Annotated in this window: 12 protein-coding genes; 5 read left to right on the top strand and 7 right to left on the bottom strand. The window is 53.8% G+C overall.

The genetic code is table 11. From position 1 onward, the window contains the following. Window positions 1-330 precede the first annotated feature (330 nt). Complete coding sequence (locus V6D20_12475; GenBank protein ID HEY9816595.1) at window positions 331-924, top strand: triacylglycerol lipase; 594 nt, start codon at window positions 331-333, stop codon at window positions 922-924. Between the two features lie 230 nt (window positions 925-1,154). On the opposite strand, the gene V6D20_12470 is transcribed toward V6D20_12475, so the two are convergent. From V6D20_12470 to V6D20_12450, 5 genes are all read right to left on the bottom strand, one after another. Further along, on the bottom strand, window positions 1,155-1,583 hold the full coding sequence (locus V6D20_12470) for a VOC family protein (GenBank protein ID HEY9816594.1): 429 nt from the start codon (window positions 1,581-1,583) through the stop codon (window positions 1,155-1,157). Between the two features lie 266 nt (window positions 1,584-1,849). Continuing rightward, the gene (petE, locus tag V6D20_12465; protein HEY9816593.1) at window positions 1,850-2,230 is read right to left on the bottom strand and encodes a plastocyanin; all 381 of its coding nucleotides are present in this window, start codon (window positions 2,228-2,230) and stop codon (window positions 1,850-1,852) included. Window positions 2,231-2,548: 318 nt separating this feature from the next. Next, on the bottom strand, window positions 2,549-3,061 hold the full coding sequence (gene psbV2 / locus V6D20_12460) for a photosystem II cytochrome PsbV2 (protein ID HEY9816592.1): 513 nt from the start codon (window positions 3,059-3,061) through the stop codon (window positions 2,549-2,551). A gap of 241 nt (window positions 3,062-3,302) precedes the next feature. Then, a complete protein-coding gene (gene psbV / locus V6D20_12455; GenBank protein ID HEY9816591.1) occupies window positions 3,303-3,800 on the bottom strand; it encodes a photosystem II cytochrome c-550 in 498 nt (165 codons plus the stop codon). Between the two features lie 246 nt (window positions 3,801-4,046). After that, the gene (locus V6D20_12450) at window positions 4,047-4,232 is read right to left on the bottom strand and encodes a hypothetical protein (GenBank protein ID HEY9816590.1); all 186 of its coding nucleotides are present in this window, start codon (window positions 4,230-4,232) and stop codon (window positions 4,047-4,049) included. A gap of 287 nt (window positions 4,233-4,519) precedes the next feature. Here V6D20_12450 and bcp point away from each other — a divergent pair, with 287 nt between their 5' ends. Together bcp and V6D20_12440 are read left to right on the top strand one after the other, a co-directional pair. Beyond that, entirely contained in the window at window positions 4,520-5,005 is a 486-nt protein-coding gene (gene bcp / locus V6D20_12445; GenBank protein ID HEY9816589.1) for a thioredoxin-dependent thiol peroxidase, read from the top strand. Window positions 5,006-5,116: 111 nt separating this feature from the next. Continuing rightward, complete coding sequence (locus V6D20_12440; GenBank protein ID HEY9816588.1) at window positions 5,117-5,572, top strand: NUDIX hydrolase; 456 nt, start codon at window positions 5,117-5,119, stop codon at window positions 5,570-5,572. On the opposite strand, the gene V6D20_12435 is transcribed toward V6D20_12440, so the two are convergent. Beyond that, window positions 5,569-6,003: an FxLYD domain-containing protein gene (locus V6D20_12435; GenBank protein HEY9816587.1), complete on the bottom strand. Its 435-nt coding sequence runs from the start codon at window positions 6,001-6,003 to the stop codon at window positions 5,569-5,571. The genes V6D20_12440 and V6D20_12435 overlap by 4 nt on opposite strands. A 343-nt stretch (window positions 6,004-6,346) precedes the next feature. Here V6D20_12435 and V6D20_12430 point away from each other — a divergent pair, with 343 nt between their 5' ends. Both V6D20_12430 and rph read left to right on the top strand, forming a co-directional pair. Beyond that, entirely contained in the window at window positions 6,347-6,964 is a 618-nt protein-coding gene (locus V6D20_12430) for a hypothetical protein (protein ID HEY9816586.1), read from the top strand. 215 nt (window positions 6,965-7,179) lie between these two features. Then, window positions 7,180-7,899 carry a ribonuclease PH gene (gene rph, locus V6D20_12425; protein ID HEY9816585.1) on the top strand — a complete coding sequence of 240 codons (720 nt, stop codon included), beginning with the start codon at window positions 7,180-7,182 and terminating at the stop codon, window positions 7,897-7,899. 34 nt (window positions 7,900-7,933) lie between these two features. Here rph and V6D20_12420 read toward each other — a convergent pair. Further along, window positions 7,934-8,797: isocitrate/isopropylmalate family dehydrogenase (locus V6D20_12420; protein ID HEY9816584.1), on the bottom strand; the 864-nt coding region annotated here is incomplete at its 5' end.

Raw genomic sequence — 8,797 nt, 5'->3', positions numbered from 1 at the left:
CAGGCTTCAAGGTCAATCCTAGCGCTTTCGCCTAGGGGATAGAGCTTATGGGTTGCCTCATCATGTCCCCTCATCCCCCAGCTCCTTCTCCCACAAGGGGAGAAGGGGAGCCAGAAAGGTGCAGGTACGTTCAAAGCCCCTCTACCGACCTGGGAGAGGGGTTTGGGGTGAGGGTCTTTTTGTCTAGTCAACCAGGGGATAGAGTCAGTTGCCAAAGCGTCCGGGTGCTGGTGCCAAAGCTCTGACAGACTTCTACACTGAACATAGCTGATACAGATAGTCAGTAAATAGGCAGTCATCCTAGTGAAACATCTAGGCAGAGGAGGACAGATGGGCGATCGCAATCCGGTATTACTGCTCCACGGCATTTTTGATAAGCAGCAGATTTTTACAACCATGCGGCAGCAGCTAACTCAGCAAGGCTGGTCAGTTCACGCCTTGGATATGTCCCCCAACTTAGGCAACGCGCCGCTGGAGGATCTGGCTCAGCAGGTGGCCCAGTATGTAGAGGAAGCGATCGCTCCGGATCAACCCTTCGACCTGGTGGGGTTCAGCATGGGCGGCATTGTCGGGCGCTATTATCTGCAGCGCTTGGGTGGTTTGACCCGCGTCCAGCGTTTCATCACCCTATCAGCTCCCCATCGCGGCACCCTCACGGGCAATGCTTGGCCCACGGTTGGCGGTCAGCAACTGAGCTATAACAGCGACTTTCTGCGATCGCTCAATGCCGATGCCCATCAACTCAAGCAGATCCAATTCACGTCGATCTGGACGCCCTATGACCTGATGATCTTGCCTGCCAATAGCTCCCAGTTGGGCATTGGTTTAGAACAAACCGTCCCCGTGTTGATCCATCGCTGGATGGTCTCCGATCCTCGCTGTATCAACCTGGTAGAAACGGCGCTGTCCTGTCCGATTACCTAGATGGCCTCACTAACAGGATTTGGGAGACTGGTTACGAATGGATGGACAAAACTCCTGCAATTCGATTCTCTCGTAGATTGGGTTAGCGCCAGCGTAACCCAACGGCATCTAACTAGTACTGAGTTTCCCTTCACTCCCAGCCTCGTAACGCATTAAAGCTCTGCGGAACAGTGCGTTACGGCTGCGCCTAACACACGCTACTGGTACTGGGAGGTTGCTTGAGGATCGGTCTAGCGATCGCCAATTTCTGCCAACTCCGCCGCGCCGAAGATGGCTTCTGGATGGCAATAGTATTTAAATTCCAGCAGGTTCTGAAACGGATCGATCAGGAAAAAGGTGCGATGGTCGAGCAGGGAGCCAGGGAAGCGCCGCTTGGGAGCTTGGTAGAAAGTGAGTCCTGCCCGTTGCGATCGCTCTAGCAGCGCTTCCCAATCTGCTTCGGCATCAAATACCAGACCAAAATGGCGAGGATAAATGCCGCGCTGGGGCTGGATCGGCTCCTCGGTGACATGGGCCACCAGTTGATGCCCCATGAGGTTAAGAATCACCGATTGAGCGGTCTCGCGACCCACCTGGCAGCCGAGGCCGTCAGCATAAAACGTTTTGGTATCGGCCACGTTGGCCACGGGAAAGGCAAGATGAAACCGTGCATGGGCCATGATGTCCTCCGTCTTGTTGAATGAACCTGTTGGGGCGTTCTGGTGCGATATTGGGGCGGGGTGAAGCTTCAGAACCTACAGCGTTCCGCAGGGAAACACCGTTCCCCCTCCATCAACCTTGATTCTACAAACTGCTGCCAAAAAACATCCCCTGATGTTAAAACAACAGGGGCTTTAACCGCAGGGGATGCTTCATCTATTCAAGTGTTAGGGGTGCGATCGCCCATCTTCGGTTAGACAGAAGCGATCGCTCCTCAATCTAAACCTTATTCAACCGTGATTTTTCCAACCATACCAGCACCCCGGTGAGGCGCACAGTAGTAGCTGAACTGACCGGCTTCATCAAAGGTCACCGCGTATTCTTCACCCGGAGAGAACATCAACTGGTCATGGGAATACTTGGCTCCATCGCCCTCAAACATGACGTTGTGGGGAGGTAGCTTGTTGTTGACCCATTTCACAGTGTCCCCAGCCTTAACGGTGAGGTTTGCGGGTTCAAACGCCAACATTCCATTGTCAGCGCCCATTTTAACGGTGAAGGTTTCTGCAGACGCAGGTGCTGCCATCATCAGGAATGTGGTAGCAACCAACGCGAGGGTGCAAACCATCACGCTCAAACTTCTAGACATCAACGCAATCAATCTCATAGGTATCTCGTATGAAACGCTTTGCATAACTCGACGTGTGGCGTGGGCCCACCGTTGATGCAGTGCATACAACGCTAGGAGTCAGGGGTTACCCCCGTGACGGCCCTGACGTGGGGAAGCGAAACAGGACGTTTTCAGCCGCCATTCGTTGTCCCCCCGCAGGGATCCTTTCAACGTCTGTACGTCGCCACGCCGCAGACGTTATGAATTGAATTCTTTTACGATTCTATCCCGTTTTGTAGGGGCAACGTTACATCCCTAAGAATTTCTGGACAATTCCTGCCCTAATTTAGCGGCTTATGGGACGGTCGCGATCGCTTAAAACTCGCTCGTACCCCAGCCTGGCGCTTTCTCTGCCGCTCGCAACACAAAGGCCGCCACTGTTTCTGCTTCTGCATCACTCAGCCAGGTAGCAGGCACTTCCCGACACCAAAACGAGACCTCTTGTCCGTCGTAGGTCATGGGTTGGCGCATAAAAGCGACGATCGCTTGGATATTATCGCGAGAGGGCGTGGCTCCTTTGAGGACATCCAGCGCTAGGGATTCGGTGGGGTTCGGTAGCGTCGCTCCGCCAACGTGACAATTAATGCAGGTGCTGGTAAAAAACTCCTTGCCAGCAGCAAAATCTTCCGCTGAAAAGAGCTGGGTTTCGCCTGCTGCATTGGCTGGTAGCGCAACGGGCTCGGCGGCATCAAAGTATCGCCGAATGAACGGATCGATGGATGCGGCTTGGGCAGGGCTGATCAGGGATAGCCAAAGGGCGATCGCCACTCCTAGGATGAGACAGCGGCGCAGCAGACGGCGGGCAGGGGAGAAAACAGTTAACATCATAGCCAGTCAAACCAGATCACGGCTTCGATCATAACGCTGGCTGGGGATGTGAAGCATTCCAGCAGCAACGTTGGTCAATCGATAGGTTGGTCAAACTCGATGGCGAATACCAGAGGTAAATGCCAAATCCGTACCAGATCCATAGACAAAGCGCTGCCCACCCTCTACATCTAAGCAAGATGCTCCTACTCAGCGGTAGAACGGTTGGCAGCGCCATTCGTCTAGAGATTGGATTTGATGTCTAGGTGCTATACCGAGTCTTGCCAGCACCCCAGCGCTCACCGAGCACCTTCGGCTGAACCAAGATATGACCGGCGATCGCCACTAGATCATCCTCTGTGAGGTTCCGCATTTTGGGGAACACGTCCGCGCTGCTCATAGCTGGGTGTAGCTCAGCGATCGACTCCAGACCATCGTAGGTGGTGGGGTCTTTCATGTAGTCTACAAGCGCTTCCACATTGGTACGTGGAGGCGTAGCTAGGGCCAACGATGCCGGGCTTAGGTCAACGTTGAAGTTGGTTTTGGTGACGCCCCCAGCATGGCATTGCCCACAGGCATAGTTAAATAGGCGCTTACCCTCAACCACTTGAGATTGATTGAGCACCAGGGTTTCGCCCTTGTCGTTTAACGGAATGGTGCGGGTCTCTAGGTCTAACTCTGCTGCATTTGCCACTCCCACAAAGGTCTGGAAGGTTAGGAATGCAGCCATGACCACAAGCCAAATGAGTCTTTTGAACATGGTTCTCCTTGGAAACGTAGCTTGGTGAAATCTCCACATGGGCCCCAACTTAGCGATCGCGTTGGCTCGTTATCCTCGTCTGGCTGGAATATTTGTTATAAGACCGGATGTCAACCTTATCGCCAGAACAGGCTACTTGGCATAGGTGCCCAGTGCTAGGCCAATTCTCCGATATGTTTTGTCTGAAACAAATAAGCCAAAGTACTCATCCAGGTTAGATGGCGTACAAAAATCAGATGAATTGCCCTAGGACGATGGAGGTCCACCTTCTTGGGCAATGAGTTCAATAATCGCTTTCACGTCTTCCAAAGCCAGGCGAGTCTGGGGTGTTTTGTAGGAAATCTGCAAGCGATCGCACAACCGGAAAACATTGTCCACCGAGAGGTGGTGGTCTTCCGCTATTTCCACAATCGAGAGATCTGCAAACCCCATAACCGCAGCCTACGATAGACACAAAATTGAGCCATGCTAATTCAATATCATGCCACCGATTGAGCCCTTTCCAAAGCGCCTAGGCTGAAAATCAGCAATTCTCTCCGTGAAAATCTGTGGGTGATGGTACAAAACGTAGCAACTCCATCTAGATTTTTGTGATCGTGACCTGGAGGATCCCGTCGTTCTAAGCGATCGCCCCTGCGTAACCTGCCCAACGTTTTGGGTCAACCCAGGACAGACATCCGATAGAATGAACTCTAGTCTTTATTGTTCTGCTTCTTTGTATGCCCTTAAATCCCGGCGATCTGGCTCCTGACTTTACCCTGCAGGATGGCGATGGCAATACCGTTAGCCTTGCGTCTCTACGGGGTCAGCGGGTGGTGCTCTATTTTTACCCCCGCGACAACACGCCCGGCTGCACCAAAGAAGCCTGTGGTTTTCGCGATCGCTACCCGGATCTGCAATCCCAAAACGTGGCTGTGTTTGGCGTCAGCACCGATGATGCTAAGGCCCATACTAAATTCACCACCAAGTACGACTTACCCTTTCCCCTGCTTTGTGATGGCGATGCGGCGGTGGCTACGGCCTATGAAAGCTATGGGCTGAAGAAGTTTATGGGCAAGGAATATATGGGTGTGATGCGCCATACGTTTATTATTGGTGCCGATGGCGTCATCGAAAAAATCTATCGTAAGGTGAAGCCTGCAGAGCACGCTGACCAGGTTTTGGCCGACTTGGCAGATCTAGACAGCGCTGACCCGATCGCCTGATGTCATTCGTCAACAGGGCAGACGGAATCTGTTCAGTTCTCCATCAGATGCGCTATGACAGACATGGACTGCGCACCACTTGTGCTGCTACTCAACAATGCTTAACACGTTATGAATCGGTTGTGGAACCTTTTTCAGTCTGTCCTTGGGCTCATTTTTCATCACCCGATTACGGGTACCAGCATTATTCCGGTGTTGCCTGATGGGCGAATTGTCCTCATCCAGCGGCGGGATAACGGTAAGTGGGCGCTGCCCGGCGGCATGGTGGAATGGGGCGAGACGATTGAATCGACCATCCAGCGAGAATTGGTGGAGGAAACGGGGCTGCAGTTAATGAAGGTGGATCGCCTCGTGGGGGTCTACTCTGCCCCGGATCGCGATCGCCGCTTTCATTCTATCTGCGTGGCGATCGCCGTTCAGGTCAGTGGAAAAACGGCGGTGGAAGATACGCTAGAAATCCAAGGCGTGCAGGCTTTTGAGCGATCGGAGTTGCCGATTGGGCACCTCAGCGCCGACAACGATCGCCACCTACAAGATTATTTTGATAACGTGACGACCCTAGCCTAGCGCCGCACTCGTCCTGTAAAGCCAGATGCCTTAAACTGTTCTAGCTGTAAGGGTTCTGACTGGTTTGCCGCCACCGTAATCCGCAGCTCAAAGGAACTTTCTCCCGGCGGCACCTCATCAATAGAGCCGACCCTAGTGCGGTTTTGCATGACGGGGTTGCCGCTGGCGTCATAAATTCGCCCAAATACATCGGCATTCAGCACCGGTCGCCCGGAGGTGTTCACGGCCGTTCCGGTGATCATGTAGCACTTCGCTTCGCGGCTGGCTCCCCCAGCGGTGACATTGCCATCAACCAACTCTTCTGGACAGGTGGTGTAAGATACGTCCGTCAATTTAACTTCCGTAAGGGCATAGGCTGGAGACGAGATCACCTGACTCATCAGCCAAAAGACGCCTACCAAAATTGCGGTGATGACGGCTCGAAACTTCATGGCTCCACTCCCAATGCTGGTTAATTGACAAACGTTGATGGCCCTCACCCCCAACCCCTTTCCCTGCAGGCGAGGGGGGCCGCTCCATGTCTTCGGTTTCCTCTTCCGAGGAAAGAAGGTTTTCAAGAATCTGGCTAACAGGTTTTGTCTGTTAACCAGCGTCTAATAAGGCGATCGCTCATCGGTATTATTCTTTTCAGCTTATCGTGAAATTGCTAACAAAGCGCCGACCTCTGGTTTGATCAAGGGCGATCGCCGCGCTTGTCTTGGGGCCATCAAGGGTGCTATCTGTTCAATACATCCGTTTTTGACTGACCTTAGGGTTTATCTATACTTTGCATTGATGACTCAAGCGGAAATTGACGCACTTTTGAGAACCGCCTTTGCCCAATGTGATGAGAAAGGCTGCCCATTAGACGATCGACAGAAGCAGATTTTGACCCAGGTGGCAGAATCATTCCTCGATTCAGTTGCGATCGCCCCGACAGAGAATCCCCTCGATGCTCTCACCGATGCCCACCGACAAGCTCTCCTACAGTTTGTAGTGACTCAGGAAGCGCAAGGCATTCGCTGGCGGGCCGCCCTGCTGAATGATTGGCTGCGGGGGCAAGATTCCGGGTCGGTGCAGTTCATTCGCGATCAGTACGGGCCCCAATGGCTAAATCAAGTCACCGATGCCCATATCAATCAAGCCCTGAATCGGGATGACACCTCTCGTCATTTGCATGTGGGCGATCGCATTGAAGTGTCTAACCGCCTATGGGAATGGGTGCAGGAAGGCACGTCCTGTGATGAAACCTGGTTTCCCTGCACGGTGGTCAATCTATCGACTCTGCCCGTGGATGGTATGAATGCCGAACCGTCCCTCACCAGCATCGTGCGCTTTGAAAATGGTATGGAGTACGAGATTCAAGGGATGACGGAATGGAATGCTTATAACTGGCGCTGGCCTGAGGTATGAGGCTGGTGTGAATCGGCTCCCCTTGCCTGCGGGGAGAGGGGCTGGGGGTGAGGGGCATAAGTTTTTGGCGGCCAACTAGAGTATGAGGAGAGCGATCGCCCCACTATTCCATCGATCTAGCATCCCTACCATCAACTTTTGCGACACTTCTAGCGCTGTCCTCAGCAGATCGAGATAGTCTGAGGAAACTTTGCAAACAATCAAGGAAAAGAGGCATGGCTTGGCAACGTCCTGATGGTCGGGCAGCAGATCAACTGCGTCCGGTGCGCTTTGAGCGACACTTTACCCACTATGCAGCCGGGTCGGTTTTGGCCCACTGTGGCAATACCCAAGTCTTCTGTAGCGTCACGATTCAGCCTGGCGTGCCCCGCTTTTTGGAAGGATCGGGTCAAGGCTGGCTGACGGCGGAATATCGCATGTTGCCCAGTGCTACCCCACAGCGCCATGCGCGGGAGGTGATGAAACTCTCGGGGCGCACCCAGGAAATTCAGCGTCTGATTGGCCGCAGTCTGCGGTCTGCCCTGGATATGAAGCTGCTGGGGGAGCGCACCCTAACGGTGGATGCGGATGTTCTACAAGCGGATGCGGGCACCCGCACCACGTCGATTACCGGCGGCTTTGTGGCTCTCGCCGATGCTATTCAAGCCCTGCTGGACAAGGGAGAGTTGGAGCGATCGCCCATTTGCCGACAGGTTGCTGCCGTTTCTGTGGGTCTGCTGGAGGGAGAGCCGTTTTTGGACTTGAACTATCCAGAAGATGTGGCGGCGGATGTGGACTTAAACGTTGTTTTGGATGAGCAGTTGAATATCTTAGAAATCCAGGGCACGGCGGAGGAAAACTGTTTCAACCGTGGTCAACTGAACCAGATGTTGGATTATGCAGAAACGGGAATTCAAGAGCTGCTCACGGCTCAGCAGCATGCCCTGAAATCCTAGGGATAGTTGCTGAGCCGGTGAACTGGATGTGATCCTACTCGAAGCGCTGGACGATCGCTTGGGCAAACTCCGAGCATTTCAGCGGTGGATTGACCGGTGGGGTCATCATCCGGGCGAGATCATAGGTGACCTCGCGGTTGGCGATCGCTTCCCCGAGTCCCTTTTTAATCAAATCTGCCGCTTCCTGCCAGCCCATGTATTCCAACATCATCACCCCAGAGAGAATCACCGAGCCAGGGTTAATGCGATCGAGACCGGCGTGCTTCGGTGCCGTGCCGTGGGTGGCTTCAAAGATGGCGCAGGTGTCGCCGATGTTGGCACCGGGCCCCATGCCCAGACCGCCCACGATCGCTGCTGCTGCATCCGATAAATAGTCGCCATTTAGGTTCATCGTCGCCAGGATGGAATATTCATCGGGGCGGGTTTGAATCTGCTGGAAGATGCTATCGGCGATGCGATCGTTCACCATGATCTTCTCCTTCCATTGCCCGTTGCCGTGGGTGTCCCAAATGCCTTCTAGGACGGCTTTGACTTCCCCACAGATGTCTGCCTTTTTCTCCGGCGTTAGAGAATCGTAGCCGGGTTCCACTTGGCGAGCATTGTCTTCGACGCTCAGGTCAGGTTTGGCTTCCTTGTTACCTAAAATCCACGACTCGCGCTCGGTGACACATTCTGCCCGAAATTCCGTGGTGGCTAGCTCATAGCCCCAGTCGCGAAAAGCCCCTTCGGTATATTTCATGATGTTGCCCTTATGCACCAGGGTCACCTGTTGCTTGTCCTTGGGCAACCGTAGGGCATGGCGGATGGCGCGGCGCACGAGGCGCTGGGAGCCGGTTTTACTAATGGGCTTGATGCCAATGCCGGAATCGAGGCGGATTTGTTTCTTGCCGTGCTCCGG

It is taken from the genome of Candidatus Obscuribacterales bacterium (assembly GCA_036703605.1).
Classification (GTDB): Bacteria; Cyanobacteriota; Cyanobacteriia; order RECH01; family RECH01; genus RECH01.
Note: the sequence above shows the minus strand (reverse complement) of the source record. Positions and strands in the feature narration are given on the sequence as shown.

Coding starts and splice junctions, on each gene's coding strand:
- V6D20_12440 (HEY9816588.1), top strand. CDS start 5,117: ATGAATCGGTTGTGGAACCTTTTTCAGTCTGTCCTTGGGCTCATTTTT.
- V6D20_12435 (HEY9816587.1), bottom strand. CDS start 6,003: ATGAAGTTTCGAGCCGTCATCACCGCAATTTTGGTAGGCGTCTTTTGG.
- bcp (HEY9816589.1), top strand. CDS start 4,520: ATGCCCTTAAATCCCGGCGATCTGGCTCCTGACTTTACCCTGCAGGAT.
- V6D20_12470 (HEY9816594.1), bottom strand. CDS start 1,583: ATGGCCCATGCACGGTTTCATCTTGCCTTTCCCGTGGCCAACGTGGCC.
- psbV (HEY9816591.1), bottom strand. CDS start 3,800: ATGTTCAAAAGACTCATTTGGCTTGTGGTCATGGCTGCATTCCTAACC.
- V6D20_12475 (HEY9816595.1), top strand. CDS start 331: ATGGGCGATCGCAATCCGGTATTACTGCTCCACGGCATTTTTGATAAG.
- petE (HEY9816593.1), bottom strand. CDS start 2,230: ATGAGATTGATTGCGTTGATGTCTAGAAGTTTGAGCGTGATGGTTTGC.
- rph (HEY9816585.1), top strand. CDS start 7,180: ATGGCTTGGCAACGTCCTGATGGTCGGGCAGCAGATCAACTGCGTCCG.
- V6D20_12450 (HEY9816590.1), bottom strand. CDS start 4,232: ATGGGGTTTGCAGATCTCTCGATTGTGGAAATAGCGGAAGACCACCAC.
- psbV2 (HEY9816592.1), bottom strand. CDS start 3,061: ATGATGTTAACTGTTTTCTCCCCTGCCCGCCGTCTGCTGCGCCGCTGT.
- V6D20_12430 (HEY9816586.1), top strand. CDS start 6,347: ATGACTCAAGCGGAAATTGACGCACTTTTGAGAACCGCCTTTGCCCAA.